The 20,087-nt window shown below is 67.9% G+C and carries 15 protein-coding genes and 1 pseudogene; 11 read left to right on the top strand and 5 right to left on the bottom strand.

Going from position 1 to position 20,087, the window contains the following annotated elements; translation table 11 throughout:
• The first annotated feature begins 350 nt into the window (after positions 1-350).
• The 3 genes from ENSA7_RS40800 to ENSA7_RS40790 are packed head-to-tail and all read left to right on the top strand — an operon-like array spanning position 351 to position 3,426.
• Positions 351-1,103 carry a thaumatin family protein gene (locus ENSA7_RS40800; protein WP_106094846.1) on the top strand — a complete coding sequence of 251 codons (753 nt, stop codon included), beginning with the start codon at positions 351-353 and terminating at the stop codon, positions 1,101-1,103.
• Positions 1,100-2,116 (top strand): glycoside hydrolase family protein, encoded by a 1,017-nt coding sequence (locus ENSA7_RS40795; protein ID WP_181234617.1) that lies wholly within the window; start codon positions 1,100-1,102, stop codon positions 2,114-2,116. The genes ENSA7_RS40800 and ENSA7_RS40795 overlap by 4 nt, the downstream gene beginning before the upstream one ends.
• Positions 2,117-2,121: 5 nt before the next feature.
• Positions 2,122-3,426, top strand: a complete 1,305-nt coding sequence (locus ENSA7_RS40790) for a DUF2403 domain-containing lipoprotein (protein ID WP_106094844.1) — start codon at positions 2,122-2,124, stop codon at positions 3,424-3,426.
• A 19-nt stretch (positions 3,427-3,445) separates the two neighbouring features.
• Here ENSA7_RS40790 and ENSA7_RS46260 read toward each other — a convergent pair.
• A pseudogene (locus tag ENSA7_RS46260) lies at positions 3,446-3,625 on the bottom strand (2OG-Fe(II) oxygenase); the annotation flags it as partial.
• 178 nt (positions 3,626-3,803) lie between these two features.
• On the opposite strand from ENSA7_RS46260, the gene ENSA7_RS40780 reads away from it, so the two are divergent.
• The gene (locus ENSA7_RS40780) at positions 3,804-6,785 is read left to right on the top strand and encodes a serine/threonine-protein kinase (RefSeq protein ID WP_106094843.1); all 2,982 of its coding nucleotides are present in this window, start codon (positions 3,804-3,806) and stop codon (positions 6,783-6,785) included.
• Here ENSA7_RS40780 and ENSA7_RS40775 read toward each other — a convergent pair.
• On the bottom strand, positions 6,772-7,389 hold the full coding sequence (locus ENSA7_RS40775) for an RNA polymerase sigma factor (RefSeq protein WP_106094842.1): 618 nt from the start codon (positions 7,387-7,389) through the stop codon (positions 6,772-6,774). The genes ENSA7_RS40780 and ENSA7_RS40775 overlap by 14 nt on opposite strands.
• A 540-nt stretch (positions 7,390-7,929) precedes the next feature.
• On the opposite strand from ENSA7_RS40775, the gene ENSA7_RS40770 reads away from it, so the two are divergent.
• The 3 genes from ENSA7_RS40770 (at position 7,930) to ENSA7_RS40760 (ending at position 12,824) form a co-directional block, all read left to right on the top strand.
• Positions 7,930-10,278, top strand: a complete 2,349-nt coding sequence (locus ENSA7_RS40770) for a 3-keto-alpha-glucoside-1,2-lyase-like domain-containing protein (RefSeq protein WP_146158720.1) — start codon at positions 7,930-7,932, stop codon at positions 10,276-10,278.
• A gap of 168 nt (positions 10,279-10,446) precedes the next feature.
• The gene (gene hisD, locus ENSA7_RS40765; protein ID WP_106094840.1) at positions 10,447-11,760 is read left to right on the top strand and encodes a histidinol dehydrogenase; all 1,314 of its coding nucleotides are present in this window, start codon (positions 10,447-10,449) and stop codon (positions 11,758-11,760) included.
• Positions 11,757-12,824: a pyridoxal phosphate-dependent aminotransferase gene (locus ENSA7_RS40760; RefSeq protein ID WP_106094839.1), complete on the top strand. Its 1,068-nt coding sequence runs from the start codon at positions 11,757-11,759 to the stop codon at positions 12,822-12,824. The genes hisD and ENSA7_RS40760 overlap by 4 nt, the downstream gene beginning before the upstream one ends.
• A gap of 23 nt (positions 12,825-12,847) precedes the next feature.
• On the opposite strand, the gene ENSA7_RS40755 is transcribed toward ENSA7_RS40760, so the two are convergent.
• The gene (locus ENSA7_RS40755) at positions 12,848-13,735 is read right to left on the bottom strand and encodes a LysR family transcriptional regulator (protein ID WP_106094838.1); all 888 of its coding nucleotides are present in this window, start codon (positions 13,733-13,735) and stop codon (positions 12,848-12,850) included.
• Positions 13,736-13,854: 119 nt separating this feature from the next.
• Here ENSA7_RS40755 and ENSA7_RS40750 point away from each other — a divergent pair, with 119 nt between their 5' ends.
• The 3 genes from ENSA7_RS40750 (at position 13,855) to ENSA7_RS40740 (ending at position 16,701) form a co-directional block, all read left to right on the top strand.
• Entirely contained in the window at positions 13,855-14,886 is a 1,032-nt protein-coding gene (locus ENSA7_RS40750; RefSeq protein WP_106094837.1) for an NAD(P)-dependent alcohol dehydrogenase, read from the top strand.
• Entirely contained in the window at positions 14,883-15,212 is a 330-nt protein-coding gene (locus ENSA7_RS40745; RefSeq protein ID WP_146158719.1) for a hypothetical protein, read from the top strand. The genes ENSA7_RS40750 and ENSA7_RS40745 overlap by 4 nt, the downstream gene beginning before the upstream one ends.
• A 130-nt stretch (positions 15,213-15,342) precedes the next feature.
• The gene (locus ENSA7_RS40740) at positions 15,343-16,701 is read left to right on the top strand and encodes an outer membrane protein assembly factor BamB family protein (RefSeq protein WP_106094835.1); all 1,359 of its coding nucleotides are present in this window, start codon (positions 15,343-15,345) and stop codon (positions 16,699-16,701) included.
• Positions 16,702-16,704: 3 nt separating this feature from the next.
• Here ENSA7_RS40740 and ENSA7_RS40735 read toward each other — a convergent pair whose 3' ends face one another.
• Both ENSA7_RS40735 and ENSA7_RS40730 read right to left on the bottom strand, forming a co-directional pair.
• Positions 16,705-17,631: a phosphatase PAP2 family protein gene (locus tag ENSA7_RS40735; RefSeq protein WP_106094834.1), complete on the bottom strand. Its 927-nt coding sequence runs from the start codon at positions 17,629-17,631 to the stop codon at positions 16,705-16,707.
• A gap of 22 nt (positions 17,632-17,653) precedes the next feature.
• Entirely contained in the window at positions 17,654-18,622 is a 969-nt protein-coding gene (locus ENSA7_RS40730; RefSeq protein ID WP_106094833.1) for an NAD-dependent epimerase/dehydratase family protein, read from the bottom strand.
• Between the two features lie 302 nt (positions 18,623-18,924).
• On the opposite strand from ENSA7_RS40730, the gene mraY reads away from it, so the two are divergent.
• Positions 18,925-20,043: a phospho-N-acetylmuramoyl-pentapeptide-transferase gene (gene mraY / locus ENSA7_RS40725; RefSeq protein ID WP_106094832.1), complete on the top strand. Its 1,119-nt coding sequence runs from the start codon at positions 18,925-18,927 to the stop codon at positions 20,041-20,043.
• Positions 20,044-20,087: the final 44 nt, after the last annotated feature.

Here is a 20,087-nt window from a genome sequence, read left to right as displayed (position 1 = left end):
CTGGCTCGAGCGAGCCAGCCCGAGATACAGAAGAGCTACCGGTGGGGCGTCTTCGCAGCAACGCCGCCCCGCCGGACCACACAGTGTCGAAGCGGACACGATGAGCGTTGATGCCGCGGGCAAGCTGTTGAACAGCCGCTTCGAAGCGGCCAGGTCGCCGCGTGGGTCCGTGAGGTCGACGTGGTCGTGGTTCGACATGATCTCGAGGACACCGTCAAACTGCTCTCGATGATTGTCTTCCGACCCCCAGATGATGTGGCACGATGTGCCAGAGGCAACACAATTGGCACAATCCGGGTTCCTCTGCTCGTGTAGTTCCGTTATGCTGAACCGACGCTGGGGGCGGTCCGATGCAAATTGAACTAAAGATCGTGTCTGTCGTGTTGTTCTCGCTCGTGGCTGGTTGCGCCACAGGTGACGCGGCGCAGGAATCGAGCGGCGGCACTGGCAGCGACAGCGGCGACGGGGATGGCAGCGGCGACGGGGATGGCAGCGGCGGCACCTCGACGGCGCCCGTCGACGGCGACTACCCCTGCCGGGCGGAGGCAGACGGCACAACCACGGCCGTGTTCATCAATCGCTGCACGTCGCCCGTGGAAGTGCGCGGGAGCGACATCGAAGCCGCGACGGTGGCGGCCGGCGCGTTTGTCTGTCGGGATCTCGGGACCGCCGTGGAGCCGCTCTCGTCGAAGCGCTATTGGGGGTTCATCGGCGACGATCCGGGCGGCGAGCACCACACCCTGGCCGAGTTCACGTTCAACACCGATTTCAACGACTTCGACTGGTACAATATCAGCCACGTCGACGCCCACAACCTCACGATGCAGATCGTCCCGATGGATCGGCCAGACTGCGCGACGCTGACCTGCGCCGACCCGGCGTTGCTCTCCGATTGTCCAGAGGTGGGTCGATTCACCGATGAGCAGGGCGCGCTGGTCTCGTGTGTGAGCCCGGACCGGGACAACGGCATGAGCCCGGTCGCGCTCTACTTCGAGTCTTGCGACGACGCCTACGCGTGGTCGGGGGACGATCAACACGGCGATGATCCGAGCCCCGTGCGCGCCTGCGCGGGGGAGGATTGGGCGATCGTGTTCTGTCCATGAAGGTGCACACCACCATGAAGCTCGAACATCTCACTTATCTTTGTTGCTCATTGTGTTGGATCGCTGCGTGCTCGGACTCCACCGCGGCTGAGTCCGCCGCGGCGGGCGACACCAGCACGGCGGGCGACACCAGCACGGCGGGCGACACCAGCACGGCGGGCGACACCAGCACGGCGGGCGACACCAGCACGACGGGCGACACCAGCACGACGGGCGACACCAGCACAGGCGAGCCGTCGTCGTGCAAGCGCGGGATTGCGTACGGCCACCACACCGACGCCGACCTCACGGCGCTCCAGCCCGCGGTCGCGTGGTGGTACAACTGGGCCTACGAGCCCGACACAGAGCTCAACGCTGGGACCTACGAGTCGCTGGGGGTCGAGTACACCCCGATGATCTGGGGCGGCACGTTCGACGTCGACGCGATCACGGCTGGGATCCCCGCGGGCGCGACGAGCCTGCTCGGGTTCAACCAGCCAAACTTCGGTGAGCAGTCGAACCTCTCCGCAGCCGACGCGGCGGCGCTCTGGCCGGAGGTCGAGCAGGTCGCGGACGCACGCGCGCTCACGCTGGTCTCGCCCGCGGTCAACTATTGCGGCGGGGATTGTCAGGACACCAGCCCGTTCGATTACCTCGACGATTTTTTTGCCGCCTGCGCCGGGTGTCGCGTGGACAAAGTGGCGTTCCACGTCTACGTCGGCTGCCATCCAGATGGCGACAACAAGGCGCAGTGGCTGATCGATCACGTCGAGATGTACAAGGCCCGCTACGCGCAACCGCTGTGGCTCACGGAGTTTGCGTGCACGGACGCGGCGAACGTCGACGAGCAGGTCGCGTTCCTCGAGGACGCCGTCAACTACCTCGAGAATGACCCCCGGATCGAGCGCTACGCCTGGTTCTCGGGTCGCTTCGCGGGGATCCCATATATCGATCTGCTCGGGGCCGACGGTGAGCTCACCGCGCTCGGCCACGCCTACGTGAACGCGCCGGTCGACCCCGACTGTTCGGAGTGATTGCCATGTCTGTTCGACCCGTGATGTTCATGTTGATGTGTTTGCTCCCCTTGGCGTCGGGGTGCGGTGGCCCGGACTCGGCACAGGGCACCGGTAGTGGGGGCACGACTGACGACGACGGCGATGGCGACGGCGATGGTGACAGCGGCGAGACCTCGCAGCCCGACCCGCTGCCCCCGGTCGAGGGCGGACTCGGCCCCGCGCCGTTCGACGACGGCGAGCTCGATCCGCCGTCGCACGGTGGCACCATCACGTTCGAGAGCATTGGCGCGGCGGGCTGGTATCCGAGCCGCCGCGATCCCGCGCTTGGCCCCTGCGACGCGTTCGAGGCCGACGGGTGCTGTCTCGCTCACCACGACGTGGCCGCCGACGCGCTCACGCCATGGTCGGAAGACCTGATCTTGACGCTGCGCGGTCCATTGCTCGCCAAGCAGCTCGCGGTCTATCAGCCGGCCGGTGGCGGTGATGACAATACGTGGGACCTGGTCTCGGCCTGGGATTCACGGACCCCCTCGAGCCCACAGGGCATCGCGTTTCGTGGCAACAACACCGAGTCCGCCGGGTTTGACGGCGCGGTCGGGACCGAGTGTCTGGTCGACGTCTCGACGGATCGTGTGTTTGCGTGCGGCGAGGGAAGCAGCCCATTTTGTCCCGAGTCGCCCGATCCGCGCTACGATGGCTGGTCGGGGTCGAAGCTGATTGTGCTGCTCGCAACGATGCCCCACACCAGTGATGGCGCCGTCGGCACGCCGTGCTCCGACGGCACCGACGGCAATTGGTACGACGCGCCGTGGTTGGGTCTCAGCCTTGGCGAGCTGGTCCGCGCGGGCGCGTTTTCCGGTTGTCATTGTTATTCCAAGAACCCGGACGAGTGGTGGCTTGGCGACGGCTGCGGGCAGTTCAACGTATTCGAGGTCGTCAACGACAACAACGAATATCGCAACCTCGACATTTTCAGCACAAATTTCTTTGGCTACGCCGGCTACGTCGGCGAGGGTCCGTGTGGATCAATCTGCGATATTTCTACACTCGCGGCCGACGTCGACCTGATCGACAAGGACACACTCGCAGAGGCAGCCGCGGGCGCGCTCGCCAACCCCGACGGCGGGCCGGGTGCCGCGTTCATTCGCCCGAGCGCGGGCTATCGCTATTTCCTGATTCACCTCGACGTTGCGACACGTACGGTGCAGCTCGTGCTCGTGCACCCGGAGTCGATCCCCAGCGGGATCGATGCGCTGCTGCCCAATTTACCGGGCAGCGTCTCGCAGGCCACGATCGACGCGCTGCTCGACCTGCGGCTTCCCGAGTGACCGGGCTCCTTGGCCGCGGCTCCACATCTTGGCAGCCCGAGCGCGGGTGGATCCGCAGGCACCCACCAACCGCGGGGACCCAATCGGGGTTGAGGTACACGATCGCCGTCGCCCGTCGGCGACGGTCTCCCGCCAGCGCGTCGAGGTGTTGAACGTATCGGGCGTCGTCGCCCTCATACCGTCTCGCTGGCTCACGCATGAGTTCTGCAAAGCGAGCCCCCGCCGGCCGAGTAGTCCACACGCCGCGCTGCAGCATCTGTCGATCACGGTGGCAAGGCTGCCTCGGTTGACTGCTCGTGCGGCACCCGCGAGCTGCTACCATGAACCCATGACGCGCCCGTTCGCGGCGCTCCACGGACGCGCTCCGACGTGACAGCATGACCCAGGACAGCTCGATCCGCGAGAGCACCTCGCCGAAGCACGGCGCTGCTCCGAACACCGACCGCGAGGGGGGCCGTGAAGTCTCTCGCTTGATGGCGTCGATGCCCGGCGCGCAGACGACCGAGGAGCCCGGCGTGCGCGCGATGATTCGGGCGGCGTTGTTCCCCGACGCAGCCCTCCCTCCGCGAATTGGTCGGTTCGTGATCGTGCGCATGCTCGGGGCCGGGGGCATGGGGATCGTCTACCTCGCTCATGACGAGACGCTCGACCGCCAGGTCGCCGTCAAGCTGCTGGTCGCGGGCAGCTCAAACGATCCACGGATTCGCGCCCGCCTTCACCGCGAAGCGAAGATCATGGCCCAGCTCAATCACCCGAACGTGGTCGGGGTCCACGAGTTCGGAGAGCACGAAGGCCACTTCTTCGTCGCCATGGAGTACGTCGAAGGGCGCACGCTGGCGCGCTGGTTGATCGACGAGTCGCCAGACTGGCGCGCGCTGCTCGAGCTGTTCATTCAGGCCGGCCGGGGCCTGATCGCCGCCCACGCGGCTGGGATCATCCATCGTGACTTCAAGCCGTCGAACGTGTTGGTTGGCGATGACGGGCGGGTCCGGGTCGCCGACTTTGGGCTCGCGCGCAACGACGTGGTCGAGCCCCGCCCGCCGGTGAGCGCCCGCGCCCACCAGCTCCCCGTCGAGGTGCACACGCAGACTGGCCAGCGGATCGGGACCCCGGCCTACATGTCCCCCGAGCAATTTAACGGCGCGCTCGTCGACGCTCGCAGCGATCAGTTCTCGTTCTGCGTCGCGTTGTGGGAGGCCCTCTACGGCGCGCGTCCGTACCCAGGCGACACGATCGCCGCGCTCGAGCAGGCCTTCGAGGCGGGCACGCTCGTGTCGCCGTCGCTCAGGCGCAAGGTCCCGCGTTGGGTCGACGAGGTGCTCACGCGTGGATTGGCGACCGCTGCGGATCAGCGCTGGCCCTCGATGGCGGCGATCATCGATCGCCTGTCCCGCGATCCCCAGCGTCGGCGTCGACGGTTCCTCGCCGGGGTGCTGGCCCTCGCCGCGGTCGGTGCTGCGGGATATCTCGTCGCCGCGGCGCGATCGGTCCCACCCGAGCACGCCCCCGAGGACCCCTGCGCCGCAGCCGAGCAGCGCCTCGCAGGGGTCTGGGACGACGCCCGTCGGGTCGGGCTCGAACGAAATTTGACCAGCTCGGAGCTGTCGTTCGCCGCAGACGTTTGGCCGCGCGTGGGGCCCTCACTAGATGCTTACGCGAGCGCGTGGGTCAGCACCTACCGCGACACTTGCCAGGCCCACGCTCGCCACGAGCAGTCCGACACCCTGCATGACCAGGCGATGCGGTGCCTGACCGAGTCCCGCACCGCGCTCGAAGCCGCGGTCACGGTCCTGGCAACGGGCGAGCCCGAGGCCCTGACACACGCGGTGACGCTGGTCGACGCGCTCCCGCCAGTCTCGCGCTGCACCGAGCTCGAGGTGCTCGGTTCGACCTACCGCGCGCCAGACGACCCCGCGCTCGCGGTCGAGGTCGAGCGCCTGCGCCTGGCCCTGGTCAGCCTCCATGTCGAGTTCGAGGCCGGGCGCTACGCCCACGTCCGCGAGCAGCTCGACGCGCTCGAGCCGGCGGTGGAGGCGAGCGGCGCGGCGCCGGTCCTGCGCTCGTTCTCTCACCTGCGAGGTCACCTCGCGGCGGCCGACGGCGACTGGGACCTCGCTATCGGGCACTACCGACGGGCACTGGGCGCCGCGATCTCGGCTGGCGAGGACACCCACGCGATGTGGTTGGCCGTGCAGATCGCCAAAGACGGCGCCCAAACCCCGGCTGGGGCTCCGCTGTTCGAGTTCCACGCCCAGCTCGCGCAGTCACTCGCCGCGCGCAGCGACGAGCAACTCGCGGTCGAGGTCGCGGTCGCGGTCGCCCTCGCAGACAAGCAACAGCGCGAAGGGGCGCCAGCGGACGCCTGGGCGACACTGCAGCGAGCGTCCGAGCGCGCGCAGGGGCTCGACGAGCTCGACTGGTCGGCGCGCCTCTCCCTGTACATGGAACTCGCTGGCGTGGCTGCGCTCCTGGGCCGACGCGACGAGCAGGCGGCCGCCATGCGTGAGCTCCTCGCCATCCAGGATCGGCACCTCGGACCGATGCACCCGTCCCAGACCGGCATCCTCTCGATGCTCGGCCACCTGCAGAGCACCGACGACCCCCAGGCCGCGCTCGTCACCCTCGATCGCGCAGAGGCGCTGGTCCGTGCGCTGTATGGCGACGTGCGCCCCGAACGGGTCTGGATCCTCCAGAGTCGGGCCTTGGCGATGGAGTCTGCGGGTGACCTCGAGGGGGCGCTCGCAGCCCTGCGCGACGTCGCCGAGCTGGTCGCGCTGCTGCCGGAAGACCAGCAGCAAGTTGGCGTCAGCGTCGCAAACAGCGCGGCCGTCTTGCTCGATCGTCTGGGCCGGCACGCCGAGGCACGAGACCAGCTCGGGCCGCTCGTCGAAGCTGCCACGCGAGCGGGCAGCCCCGACATCGAGGTTGCGATGATTCGACTGAGCCTGGCCGACGCGCTGCTCCACCTCGGTGACACCGCGGCCGCGCGAGCCGAGTACGAGGCCGCCGCCGCGGTCTGGCGCGCCGTCGACCCCGATGGTCCCGTCGTCGTGTACGCCGAGACCGGCCTCGGCCTCGTCGATCTCGGTGACCAGCGTTGGGCGTCGGCGCGGGAGCGTCTCGAGCGATCGCTCGCGTGGCGCGAAGCCGCCGACGCGCTGCCCGACGAGCTGGCCGTGACGCGCTTCGGTCTCGCCCAGGCGCTATGGCACAGCGGCGAAAAGCCGCGAGCGCGGGCGCTGGCCGAGCGCGCGGGCGCGGACTACCGCGAGCTTGGGCCCGGGTTCGGGCTTGCCCAAACCCAGGTCGAAGCTTGGCTGTCCGCACACCCCGACCCGTCCCATCTCATGGCTCCGTGAGGATCTCATCACGCAGCGCTGCAGCCCAGCGATCGAACCCGTCGATCGTGCTCGTGGCCAACTCTGGCGACTCCGCGAGCGTCTGCATTTTTTGTTTGACCAGCTCACGCGCCCGTCGCAGTCGCCACTTGGCGGTGCTGTGCGGGAGCTCGAGGGTGAGCGCGCACTCGTGGGTCGACATGTGCTCCCAGTAGTGCAGCTCCAAGATGATCTGGGCGTCGAGCGGGATGTGCCGCAGCGCCCGGAGCATCAGCTGCAACTCCTGGCGCTCGGCCGTCACCGCGCTCGGCGACGGGTCGAGGTCAACGGCGCTGAACTCGGAGAAATCGATCTTCGCGTGGTCCCGCGAGCGCCGACGATAGTGCGAGATCAACTGTTTGTACGCGATCGAGAACAGGTACTGACGAAATCCAGTCTCGCCGCGGAACCGGTCCTTGCCGGCCGCGCAGGCCAGGAAGGTCGACTGCACGAGATCCGCCCAGCCATCGCGGGTCTTGCTGCGAAAGAAGCGTGAGACGTTCGGGTAATAGCGATCGAACAGCTCGATCCCCGCGGTTTGATCGCCCGCGCGCCAAGCCGTGAGTAGCTCCGAGTCCGCGGTCATCGTCGAGGCAGAGTATCCCGCTGCGTGAAGGCTGACTACCGTACCATCGGCGGGGAGCGCCCTCGTCGTCTGCGACTACGAGGGCGCCCGTGCAACAGTCGAGCGCCGAGCTGCGCGTCCTCGACCGAGCGCAGGCCCACCGCTCGCTCGACGCGACACCAAGACGAGCGACGCCGCTCGAGCGGATTGGTTCAGTCGTGGCGGTCGCGCACAGCTGAGCGAGCGCACGAAGGTTTTTTTGAAAATTGTTATCCGCCGGGCGACCGCCACGACAACGCTCGCAAGCGGACGCGCTGGCCCCCACGTCGTCGGGTCGGTCGCGCCGCACCTACAACCAATGGGATTGCAAGCATCATCATGAAGCCCACCAACCACACTGTCCTCGTTCGCGTGCCCTCACGCCTGCGCCTCGCCTTGGCGCTGCCCCTCACCCTGTCGGCGCTGAGCGCCTGTGACGACGACGAGCCGATCGAGCCGATCGACGCCGCCGCGCTCGGCGACGATGGCGATCCCGACGCCTCGCTGCTGCTCGCCGATCCCGTGCGCCCGGCCGAATTCACGCCCGACGGCGATTTTTTGCTCGCGCTCAATGCAGCTGACGCCGAGGCGCCGATCCTGAGCGCGCTCGCCCGCACGGTGCAGGCCGTGGACGGCCGGAGCATCGATCCCCAGCGACTGGCGCGGGCCGTGGCGAGCAGCCGCGCGGTGACGGTGGATCTGGGCCACGCCACGCTCGAGCAGCTCGACGCGTGGGAGCCCGTGTTCGCGGCCGCCCATGCGGCCCGGGTGCCTATCGTGTTCGATCGTGCGCACGACGCCGGTGCCATGGCCCGCGCGATCGGGTTTGGGATCGACGCGGAAACAGTCGTGGCCGAGAGTCTGGCGCCGACCCCCGGATATCGGCTGACGGCGTATGGTCTGCGTGGCGAACTCATCGAGGGAGTCGGTGACGCGGAGCGCACGGACAGCGAGCCCAGCGAGCGATCCGAACGGCTCGGTTCCCACGCTCCGCTCGCAGCCGCACACACCATCGCTTCGCCCGAGCAGGTCAGCGAGCTGATCCTCGACCAGCTCGACCAGCTCGACCTCACCACCGAGCAGACACCGCAGCAGCTCGAGCAAGCGTCGGACTTGCCGGCTGGCAGCCACGCCCACTACGACGTCGTGGATCCCGAGAGCAACTGGAGCCCGTACGACGGCCAGACCGCGACGATGGACGTCAATTTCTCGGTGGATCTGTACACGACCGCCAACAAGAAATACCTGCGCGTACGGCCAACCGGCTCGGGTGTGCACCCCGGCCAGCTGAAGTGGAACAACGCGACCGACCGCGGCTATTTCCAGGATAAGGTCGACGTATTGGTGCGACCGCTGCATGGAGCCCTCCATGCAGATGCGCACGCCCCCCTCACCGACAACCAGGCCTCCTCGTACACCACCTCCATCAACAAGGACTTCATCGTCAATTTGACCAATCCACCGTCGCTCTCCTATAACACATCCCAGACAACGTCGACGACGCTGCAGCTGAAGGACTTCTCGATCAGGGATGATACGAGCGACCGCTCTTCCCAATGGTCATTCTACATGACGGCCTCCAGCGGGGGTCCCTACAACGAGTGGCAAGACCTCGTCGGCTCCGATGAGGACGCAATCCACGCGCTCCCTGCCCTGGCGACGTCGACTTTCGTTCCCGGGTTCGAGACCATGTACTGGGTCGACGCGGCGTTCCAAGGGATCATTCCGACCCAATTCCAGTACGCGCAGACGCTGCGCAACACCTGGACAAGCGAAAAAGACAACGGGCCATTCGATTCATATTGGGAGCCCGAGACGAAGGTGAAGACCCATGTCCGTTCGTTGCAGGTGCAAGTGGACTTTGGCCGCGTCAACCCACCGCGAGACGGGACGCTGGCCTACGACGAGCGATGGGAAGGCGGTGGCTGGCCCGACGATCCCAACGTGGACAACCTCGACCCCGATCAATGGACGCGAAAGGTGCCTCAGGAAAACTCGGGCACGTCGCTATGGCACGTCACACCGTACAACGAGGTCCGACAAACAGGAAACTCGTACGGCTTCAGTCCCGACGGGACACATCGCGGCGCGTATATCGAGGCGCACAACACCTACATCCACGAGGGCTCGGTCGAGGTCTCCGTATGGCCGGCGGACGATGACACGTGGGGCGTCATGTACTCGATGCAAGATGACGAAAACTACTACCGGGCGGAGTTCGACAAAGAACGCAACTACGCGCGGATCGTCAAGGTCGTGGACGGGGTCACCAGCGAACTCACGCGTGTCGCTGCCCCGGCGTTCGCCCTCGGCGAATGGCATCAACTGCGGGTCACGCGAGACCACGACATGCACCGCCTGTACCTCAATGGCGTCCAGGTGACATCCGTCAACGACGACGACTCGCCATTCGGCACCGGAGCGATCGCGCTCTATACCTGGGGCATGTCGAAGGTTTACTTTGGCGCTGTCGCCGTACGCCGGACAAGCGAGCCAGATCGCAACTTGGCGTTTGGGCGCCCCACTCACCAGTCGCATCCACTGTTTTTAGCGGAGAGGGCTGTGGACGGCGCGACGGACACCGACACGCCGAGTCTATCGACCCACGCGTCGGCTCCATATTGGTTCGTTGATCTCGAGTCGCAGCGCGTGATCAATGAGGTGAAGCTCTGGGGCACCTACGGGGGCGCCTTCCACATCGACGTGCTCGACGAGGATTCCCAGATGGTCAAGTCCGTGGCGGAGCACGGCGCAGCCACCGATGGCGAGTCCTACCCCATGGCCGGGGTCGAAGGGCGCTTCGTCCGTATCCAGCTGTTCGGCACCGGCAGCCTGATGCTCAGCGAGGTCGAGGTGTTCGGACCGGGCTGACGCGCGGAGAGGCTGACCGACCAACAAATCTGGGGCCTGCCCCATCGAGCCCGGGCTCGATGGGGCTCGCCTGCGCGCGCAGCGGCCTAGCGCGCTCGCGCCAGTGCTCGCCAACGGTCACACCCGTGCGCCACGCACAACCGCCGATGAGTGCTAAGGTCCGGCCGCATGTCGGAGCCGTTCACGGGCCTGCCGGTCCTCGATCTACGCGCCAAAACCCCAAGCGCGAGCGACCGCTGGCGTGAGCTGTGCGCCCGCTCGTTCGGGCTCGACGGCGAGGCTGATCAGGCCGCGCGGGCGATCGTCGAGCAGGTCCGCGTCCACGGCGACGCGGCGATCATCGAGCTCACCCACCGGTTCGAGCAGCGCACCCTGTCAGCCAACCAATTCGAGCTGCCCAGGTCCCGCTGCGAGCAGGCACTCACCACGCTCGAGCCCCCGCTCCGGGCCGCGCTCGAGCAGGCCGCAACCCGAGTTCGCCGGTTCCACGAGCTGCAAAACCAAGCCCTGGTCAGCACCGGAACCGAGACGCCCGGCGAGACCCTGCGCAGTCGGGTGGGCCCGCTCGCGCGGGTGGCCGTGTACGCACCGGGCGGGACGGCGGCCTATCCGTCTTCGGTGTTGCACGCCGCGATCCCGGCCAAGGTCGTGGGCGTCGACGAGGTCGTGCTGCTGACCCCGCGCCCGAGCGAGGTCGTGCTCGCGGCGGCGGCGTTGGCTGGGGTCGATCGGGTGTTCCAGATCGGCGGCGCGCAGGCGATCGCCGCTGTCGCGTTTGGCACCGCCACGGTCCCGCGCGTGGACAAGATCGTCGGCCCCGGCAACGCCTACGTGACCGCGGCCAAGCGCCTGGTGTTTGGCCGCGTCGACATCGACTCGATCGCCGGGCCCTCGGAGATCCTGGTCGTCGCGGATCACACCGCCAACCCAGAGCTCGTCGCCGCAGATCTGATCAGCCAGGCCGAGCACGATGTGCTGGCCTCGCCAGTGTTGCTGACCACCGACCCGGCCCTGATCGAAGCCGTGAACGCGGCGCTACAGCGACAGCTCGGCCAGCTTCCGCGCCGCGAGATCGCCTGCGCGGCGCTGCGCGATCAAGGCGCGGCGGTGCTCGTGACCACGCGCGAAGAGCTGATCTCGCAGGCCGACGCCTACGCGCCCGAGCACCTCGAGCTGCTCGTCGAAGCTCCGGCGGACATGGCCGCGAAGATCCGCCGCGCGGGAGCGATCTTCGTGGGCGCGTGGACGCCCGAGGCCGCTGGCGACTACACGGCCGGCCCCAGCCACGTGCTGCCGACGGCCGGCGGGGCCCGCTTTTCTTCGCCGCTGGGTTGCTGGGACTTCGTGCGCTACACCAGCGTGCTCGAGCTCTCCGCTGATCAGCTGCGCGCGCAGGCCCAGGCGATCACCGTGCTGGCGCGCGCCGAGGGCCTCGAGGGCCACGCCCGCGCCGTCGAACAACGGCTGGAGACCAACACATGAGCTGGCAGCGACACCTCCGACCGACCCTGGCCCCGCTCGAGGTCTACGACGTCCCGCCGTCCAGCGCCCCGAGCCGCATGCACGCCAACGAGTGCCCTGAGCCGTGGCCGCTCGAGGTCCGCGAGGCGTTCGCCGAGATCGTCCGCGAGCTCGAGCTCAACCGCTACCCGGACACCTCGGGCCGCAGCCTGCGACGCGCGCTCGCAGCCCGGCACGACTGCGATCCCGAGCGGATCGTGCTCGGCAACGGCAGCGACGAGATCATCTCGGGCTTGATGACCGCGCTGTCCGGCGCACCTGGGGCCGGGTACCTGGTGATCCCCACACCGACCTTCGTGATGTACGCCCACTCGGCGCAGGTGTTTGGCGTGGACGTGCGCGAGGTGCCGCTGAACGACGCGCTGCAGCTCGACGCGGCGGGCATGCGGGCGGCGCTGCCGGGCGCGGCGGTGTGCTTCCTGGCGCGGCCGAACAACCCGACCTCGAGCCTGTGGGACGCCGAGCTGATCCACGGGTTGGTCCGCGAATTTCCCGAGACCGTGTTCGTGATCGACGAGGCCTACGCCGCGTACGAGCCCGGTTGTTCGCTGTGGGATCCGACCGGGCCCAGCAACCAGGTCCACATGGGGACGCTCTCGAAGATCGGGCTGGCCGCGCTGCGCGTGGGCTACTGCATCGCCGCGCCGGAGTTGGCGCTGGCGCTCAACAAGGTTCGGCATCCGTACAATGTCTCGCAGACGAGCATCGCGGTGGCCGAGGCTGCGCTGACTCGGTTTGCCGACGTCCAGGCCAGCCTGCTCGCCACGACGATCGCCAACCGTGGGCGGTTGGTCGAGCTGCTGCGGCGGGTGCCCGACGCGGAGCTGTTTCCGGCCCACGGCAACCTGGTGTTGTTGCGGCTGCCCTCCGACGCGCGGGCCCACGGGTTGGTGACGCAGCTCGAGGAGGCCGGCGTGCGCGTGAAGGATGTGAGCCGCGTGCCTGGGCTGTCGGGGTGCGTGCGCGTGAGCGTGGGCACCGTCGAAGACCACGACCGGCTCGCCCACGCGCTGGGCCTTCGGTAGCCGACTCCGCCAACCGACGCCGCTCAGCCCCCGAGCCCCTCGAGCAGCAGATCGAACACCACCCGCAAGCGCCGGCTGGTGCTGAGCTCGCGGTGGGTCGTGAGCCACGTCGGCACTGTGATCGGCGGAAAATCCGGCAGGGCCCGCCGCACGCACGGCTCGGCGTCGCCGACCTCTTCCATCATGATCGAGATCCCGACCCCCTGCTTGGTGAGCTCCCACTGCACGAGCTGGTTGTCGGTGATCACGGCGAAGCTGCTCGGGGTCAGCGACAGGCCGAGCGCGTTGAGCCCGTTCATGAGCGCGTCCGTGCGATCGAACCCGAGAAACTGCGCCTGTGACAGCGCCTCGGCGGTCGTGGGATTGCCGATCTTCTCGAGGTAAGCCGGCGAGCCATACAGCCGCGCGAACCCGTCTTTGACCTTGCGCGCGACCAGGTCCGGCTGGGTCGGGCGGAAGCTGCGGATCGCGATGTCGGCCTCGCGGCGGCTCAGATCACTCGGATCGTTGGTCGCCACGATCTCGACCTCGATCCCGGGGTGCTTGGCGCGAAGCCCCGCGATGATCGGCGGCAAGGTGTGGGTCGCGGTGATCTGGCTGGCCGATATACACACGGTGCCGTCGAGCGAGAGCGACTGCCCGGCGGCGGTCAGCGACACCCGCGTCGCCGCTTCACCCATCGCCCGCACGTGCTCGACGAGATCGATCCCGGTTGGTGTCAGCGCGAGGGCGTTCCCCACACGCTCAAACAAGATCACGTCGAGCTCCTGCTCGAGCGCGCTGACCTGCCGGCCGATCGTCGGCTGCGACATGTTCAGCGCGCGGCCGGCCGCGGAGAACGAGCCTTCTTCGGCGGTCACGAGAAACGCGCGGGCGCGGTTCCAATCAAAGCTGACAGAGCGCCAGTCCATACGCAAATGCATACCACACCTGCGATTTTGGCGGTTTTCCAGACGCAGACGCATGGATATACATATCGGCGAGGGCGGTCGAGGTGGCCTCCCAAACCCCAAGGAAGCAGGAGAATCGCATGAAAGCCGCAGTCCACACCCAGTTTGGCGCCCCCCACGTCCTTCGGATCGAGCAAGTCGCGCAGCCCGTCGCCGGGCCTGGCCAGATCCTCGTCCAGGTCCACGCGAGCCCCGTGACCCAGGGAGATCGCCGACTGCGCGCGGCGGACTTCCCGGGACTCACGAAGGTAGTCGGCCGGCTGATGTTCGGCCTGCGCCGGCCCAAGTACCCGATCCCCGGGACCAATTTCGCAGGCCGGGTCGTGGCGGTGGGCGAGGGCGTGACTCGGTTCGCGGTCGGCGACGATGTGTTCGGCGGCTGTGACCACAGCGCCCAGGCCGAGTACCTCGCGGTGGCGGAGCAAGGGCCGGTCGCCAAGATCCCGGCAGGGGTCGAGTACGCCGAGGCGGCCGCGGTCCCCTACGGCGCGGTGACGGCCCTCATGTTCCTGCGCGACGTGGCCCGCGTGCAGCCCGGCGAGCGGGTCCTGATCATCGGTGCCTCTGGCGGGGTCGGTCGGTTCGCCGTGCAGATCGCCCGACACCTCGGCGCGCACGTCACGGGTGTGTGCAGCGGTCGCAACGTGGCCATGGTCACCGAGCTCGGTGCCCACGAGGTCATCGACCATGCAGCCTCGGACTACCTACAAAACGGACAGACCTACGATGTCATCTTCGACACGAACGCGGGCGATCGCTTCCGTGCTTCGCGGCGCTCGCTGACCCCGAATGGCCGCTACGTCACGGTCTATCTGAACTTGTTGGTCATGTTTCAGATGCTGGCGACCGCGGTGCTGGGCGGGCGCAAGGTCTCGTCGTCCGTCGCGATCGGCACTCAGGAGTTGACGCACGATGTGGCGGAGCTGCTCGCGGCCGGGGTGATCTGGCCAGTGGTCACGCCAGCCTATCCGTTCGCGCGGATCGTCGACGCCCACCGAGCGCTCGAGACCGACAAGCCGGCTGGGACCGTGGTGGTGGCGATCACCGACGCCGTCAGGGCCAGCGCGTCGCACGACGAGCGGGCCGTGGTGCGAATGCGGCGGACGGCGTGAGCTCGTTCGGCGCTGGCCAGACGCCGGGCCGACAACAGTTGCCATCCCGCTCGCCTCACAAACGCGACCACTTGCGCGAGCGGATTTATGCCGAAGATTCGGCGCACAGCGACCTCGAGCGTCGCACCCACGCGGGCCCCGCTGTCCGCGAGAAAGCCACTAACATCATGTTCATCACCATCGCCGCTGTCGTCATCTGCATCTGTGTCGCCGTGCTTCCGGCTGCCGCCGAGATCCGCCGGATGACCGAGGAGAGCGACAACCCCACGCGCCTGCTGAAGATCCCGACCCGCCGCGCGCAGGTCGAAGCCAGCAAGCGGCTGTGACCGTTTCTTCAGGACTTCGCCGCGAGGCCGGGGGGCAGCTTGCCCCCCGGCCTCGCGCTGTTTCGGCGCACAGCCCATCGTGGGGCGTGTGTATCGGGAACCCGAGACCACGCGCTATACTCGCGGCCCTATGGCGATCGTCAAACTCGTCTGCCAAGGCTGCGGTGCCAACCTCGACGCGACCGACGACGTGCGCATGATCGCGTGTGGCTACTGCGGGACCACCAACCAGATCAAGCAGACGGTCCACCAACAGCCGGCACCGCCACCGCGGCCGCAGCCGCAGATGCACTACTCGCCGCCGCCGATCCAGGTCAACACGGTCAACACCGGCAGCAGTGGGGGGGGCAAGGCCGTGCTGATCATCGTGTTGCTGGTCACCTTCGTGCCCTTGGTGATCGGTGCCATCGTGGCCTACACGGTGTTTCAGAGCGCCAGCGCGGTGATCGACCAGGTCAAGGTCGGGATCGGCAACGCCACCGCGAGTGCCAACGCGCGCAAGTACATGTGGAAGAACGGGCGCCCGTTCGTCGCGGACGTCAACGGCGACGGGGTCGACGACCTGATCGGCACGATCAGCGAGTCCGGGTCGCAGCAGCTGGTGTTGACCGCGATGTCGGGCAGCGACTGGAAGACCCTGTGGGAGGTCGATCTCGGCCGCATGTCCGAGCTGCCCAGCCCCACGCTGTACTTCGAGCCCGGCAGCAAGCTCGTGCTGTTTGGGCTGGGCGCCACGCTCCACGCCTACGACGCCGCGACCGGGACCGATCGCTGGCTGGCCAGCATGCCCGACAAGCTCGAGGCGATTGCGGTCGACGGCGACCACCTGTGGGTCGCGACGATCGACGACGCGGCCTCACAGGTCACGCTCGCCGAGGGCAAGCTCAGCCCCGGTCAGCCCGAGCCCCCCGCAACCGCGAAGGTCCTGCGCGACGACGCGGGCTACGATCTGATCCCCGAGCTGCGCCAGCTGGATCTCAAACACAACCAGTTCCAGGATCTGCGGGTCCAGCAGGCGTTCTGCCCCGAGCAAGATCTGCCGATCGCCCGCGGCCGTCGCCACGACGACGACGCCAAGCGCTGCGCCAACCCGCACGGGATCGCGTTCGTGACTCGCGACAAGGGCACCCAGATCCCCTACTTTCTGGGCTACGCGCGCGACACCAAGGCCGAGCTGTGGCGCGTGCAGCTGACCAAGCCGGGCAGCCTCGAGACTGTCGAGAGCGGGTTTGCGCAGCCGCGGGTCGAGATCATCGGTGACGACGCGATCGTCAGCTTCGTGCCCTCGAGCGACAGCGAGGCGAGGATCCGCCGGATCTCGCTGGCCGACGGCTCGACCAAGTGGGAGACCAGGCTGGGCGGCGACGCCCACGAGAACGTCGAGGGGATGGTCGTGGGTGACACGCTCGTGATCGTGACCTACGGGCAGAGCATGCGCGCGCTGTCGCTCGAGACCGGCGAGGAGCTGGCCAAGCTGGGCGGCTGGTAGCGATCAGATCCGGCCCGCGATGCTCAGCCCGGTGCCAGTTGGCAGGATCGTCAGCGAGGCCCGCCCGCGCTTGGCCTCGAGCCGCGGCATCACGCCCGTGCGCGGGTGATGCAGCAACCACGGCAGCCCGACACCGACCACGGTCCCGAGCCCCGCGCCCGCGAGCACGTCGCCAAACCAGTGGCGGTCGCCGGCCATGCGCAGGTAGCCGACGAACGCCGCCATCGGCAGGCCGACGCCCCACAGCACGGGCGCGAGCTTGCGCCGACGCAGCGTCGCCACCGTCGCAAAGCTCGTCGCAATGCTGAACGCCAGCGCGGTGTGACCAGACGGAAAGCTCAAGTGCTGGTCGGGGTCATCGGCGAACCCGATCGGCTCGTCGGCGAACAGCGAGTAGGGGCGCTGGCGCCCGGTCGAGTACTTGACGATGTTGGTCAGCGCCGCGGACACGGCGACGGCCTCGAGCGCGACGATCAGGTCCTCGTGGAGCTTGCGCCACTCGCCCTCGGTCCCGACGCCGACCATCGTCACGGTCAGCGCGAACGCTGGGATCACGCCGTAGGCCACGATGTCCGAGGTCAGCGCGGCCGGCTTGGGGTCCTGCCAGCGCAGCCCGGCTCGAACGCTGCGCGCGACCGGGCCCGGCGCACACCAGTCGCATGCCTTCGGTGCGATCACGGGCTTCATGGCCTCCGTGACCCCAAACAGCGCGGTGAAGCCGACCAGCACGGGCAGGTCCGCATCGAGGCGAAACCGAATGTCGGGCAGGCTGGAGGTCGGCGGCGGCACGACCATCGGGACCGGCTCGCCCTGGACGCGAGGGACTTCGCCCTGGGCCTGCGGGCCTTCGACCTGGGCCTGCGGGGTCGGGACCTGCTCGATCGACTGCGCGGGCGAGCCGAGCAAGCCGAGCGTCAGCAACACACGCATGAGCCCAAATTCACCAGTGGGCTCAGTGATCCAGGGCGTCCGCGCGCGTCTCGAGCAACGAACGGATCTCCGGCAACAGCTGCTGGGTCATCGCCGGCAAGTCGTAGCGGGGCGCCCACCCCCAGTCGGCGCGAGCGTTGCGATCGTCGAGCACCGACGGCCACGAATCCAGGATCTTCTGCCGCGCCGGATCGGACACGAACGAAAAATCCGCGCCCTTCGGCAGCGCGCCCGCGACCTCGGTCGCGATCTCCTGAGCGGTCGGCGAGAACGCGGCGATGTTGTAGATGCAGCGCGAGAGCTGGTCTCGCGGGGCCGCCGACAGCTCGAGCAGCGCGCGCACGCCATCGGGCATGTACATCAGCGGGATCCGGGTGTCAGGCCGACAAAACGCCTCGTACGCACCCTTGCGGACCCCGTCGATGTACATGAACACCACGTAGTCGCTGCTGCCGCCGCCGGGGATCGAGGCCGAGATCAACCCGGGGAACCGAACCCCGCGCACGTCGAGATCAAACCGGGCGTTGTAGTACTCGCCGAGCAGCTCGCTCGCGGCCTTGGTGACCCCGTACATGGTCGTGGGGTGGAGGGCCTCGTCGTCGCCCACGGTCTCGGGCAAGCCCGGACCAAACACGGCGATCGTGCTGGTGAACATCAGCTGGCGCACGTCGGTCAGCCGGCAGGCCTCGAGCACGTTGTAGGTGCCCGTCTGGTTGACGCGGTAGGTCAGCCCTGGGTCGACCTCACCGCGGGCCGACAGGATCGCCGCGAGGTGGAACACCCGCTCGGGCTGCAGCCGGTCGAAGCAGGTGTAGAGCTGCTCCGGGTCGGTCACGTCGAGCTGGTGCCACGGCAGGTCCGCCGGAAGATCTGCGGCCGCCTCCGGGCGCGGGCCAACATCGGTCGCGTGGACCTTGTCGCCTTGCTGCAAGAGAGCTCGGATCAAGTCGAGTCCAACCTGACCTCCTGCGCCAGTGACGAGGGTTCGCACCGGCGGGAGTCTCTCCGATCCACTTCCTGAGCTGCAAGCACGTGAGCGCCCAAACGCCTGTGGTTCGGGTGATGATCATCAGGTTGTGGAGATCTCGCCGACCGGGGACAGCGCCAACGACGAAATTCGGCATTTCGCGGCGCTCGCGGTTCCCGGCGAAGCGCGCGGAATGGCAAGATCGACCCGCGCGTCCCTGCCCAGCCAGTGTCGGGCGCACCTGCGACGTGACCCCACATCAACCCGCGCACAGCGCCAGATTCTTGCGCCCGGCCACGAAGCTGTGCCAAGCGTAGCGAAGAACCGTGCTCTACCACCTCCTATACGGATTGCACGACCAGGCCGGGTGGCTCTCCGGCCTGAACGTCCTGCGTTACACCTCGACGAGGATCCTGCTCGCGACCTTGACCGGTCTGCTGCTGACGCTGCTGCTGTACCCGTGGTTCATCCGCACGCTGCAGCGGATCCAGCTCGGGCAGGTGGTCCGCGACGACGGGCCCGAGTCGCACCTCGCCAAGCGCGGGACCCCGACCATGGGCGGCTCGCTGATCATCTTCGCGGTGATCCTGCCGACGGTGGCCTGGTCGGACCTCGGCAACCCCTTCGTGCTGCTGGCGACCCTGGTCACGGCCGGGTTCGGCGTGATCGGCTTCCTCGATGACTTCTTGAAGATCCGCAAGAAGAACTCGGGCGGGCTCGGGAGTCGCTGGAAATTCCTCGGCCAGTTCGTGGTCGCGACGGGGGTCGTCGCGTATCTGTACGGCGGCGACATCATGCCCGACGCGATCCGCTATCGGCTCGCGCTGCCGCTGAGCGACTTCTACTCGGCCCAGATCTCGCTGCCACCGTGGCTGTACTGGGTGTTCTCGGTGATCGTGATCGTCGGGGCCAGCAACGCGGTCAACCTGACCGACGGCCTCGATGGTCTGGCGATCGGACCCACGATCATCTCGGCGGGGACCTTCCTCGCGCTGACCTACGCGGCCGGGACCCTGCTCGCGGGCTTCGACATCGCCCGCTACCTCAACATCCCGCACATCCCTGGGGTAGGCGAGCTGTCGATCTACTGCGGGGCCATGTGCGGAGCCGGGGTCGGGTTCCTCTGGTACAACACCTACCCGGCCAGCGTGTTCATGGGCGACGTCGGCTCGCTGCCGCTCGGCGCCGGGCTCGGGTTCCTGGCGGTGGCCTCGAAGAACGAGTTCACCCTGCTGATCGTCGGCGGGATCTTCGTGCTCGAGACCGTCTCGGTGATCGTGCAGGTCGCGAGCTTCAAGCTGACCGGCAAGCGGGTGTTCAAGATGGCGCCGATCCACCACCACTTCGAGCTCAAGGGCTGGGCCGAGCCCAAGGTGATCGTCCGGTTCTGGATCATCAGCTTCGCCCTGGCCCTGGTCGCGCTGGCGACCTTGAAGCTCCGGTGAACGCGCCGCGGAAACCTGATATGACTCCGCCGCGATCGCCGTGG

The organism is Enhygromyxa salina, from assembly GCF_002994635.1.
Classification (GTDB): Bacteria; Myxococcota_A; Polyangia; order Nannocystales; family Nannocystaceae; genus Plesiocystis; species Plesiocystis salina_B.
The sequence above is the reverse complement of the archived record's forward strand: the minus strand, read 5'-3'. Positions and strand labels throughout refer to the sequence as shown.

What these genes read in the sequence shown, in the direction of transcription:
- ENSA7_RS40800 (WP_106094846.1), top strand. Translation starts at nt 351, where the DNA reads ATGCAAATTGAACTAAAGATCGTGTCTGTCGTGTTGTTCTCGCTCGTG.
- ENSA7_RS40795 (WP_181234617.1), top strand. Translation starts at nt 1,100, where the DNA reads ATGAAGGTGCACACCACCATGAAGCTCGAACATCTCACTTATCTTTGT.
- ENSA7_RS40790 (WP_106094844.1), top strand. Translation starts at nt 2,122, where the DNA reads ATGTCTGTTCGACCCGTGATGTTCATGTTGATGTGTTTGCTCCCCTTG.
- ENSA7_RS40780 (WP_106094843.1), top strand. Translation starts at nt 3,804, where the DNA reads ATGACCCAGGACAGCTCGATCCGCGAGAGCACCTCGCCGAAGCACGGC.
- ENSA7_RS40775 (WP_106094842.1), bottom strand. Translation starts at nt 7,389, where the DNA reads ATGACCGCGGACTCGGAGCTACTCACGGCTTGGCGCGCGGGCGATCAA.
- hisD (WP_106094840.1), top strand. Translation starts at nt 10,447, where the DNA reads ATGTCGGAGCCGTTCACGGGCCTGCCGGTCCTCGATCTACGCGCCAAA.
- ENSA7_RS40760 (WP_106094839.1), top strand. Translation starts at nt 11,757, where the DNA reads ATGAGCTGGCAGCGACACCTCCGACCGACCCTGGCCCCGCTCGAGGTC.
- ENSA7_RS40755 (WP_106094838.1), bottom strand. Translation starts at nt 13,735, where the DNA reads ATGGACTGGCGCTCTGTCAGCTTTGATTGGAACCGCGCCCGCGCGTTT.
- ENSA7_RS40750 (WP_106094837.1), top strand. Translation starts at nt 13,855, where the DNA reads ATGAAAGCCGCAGTCCACACCCAGTTTGGCGCCCCCCACGTCCTTCGG.
- ENSA7_RS40740 (WP_106094835.1), top strand. Translation starts at nt 15,343, where the DNA reads ATGGCGATCGTCAAACTCGTCTGCCAAGGCTGCGGTGCCAACCTCGAC.
- ENSA7_RS40735 (WP_106094834.1), bottom strand. Translation starts at nt 17,631, where the DNA reads ATGCGTGTGTTGCTGACGCTCGGCTTGCTCGGCTCGCCCGCGCAGTCG.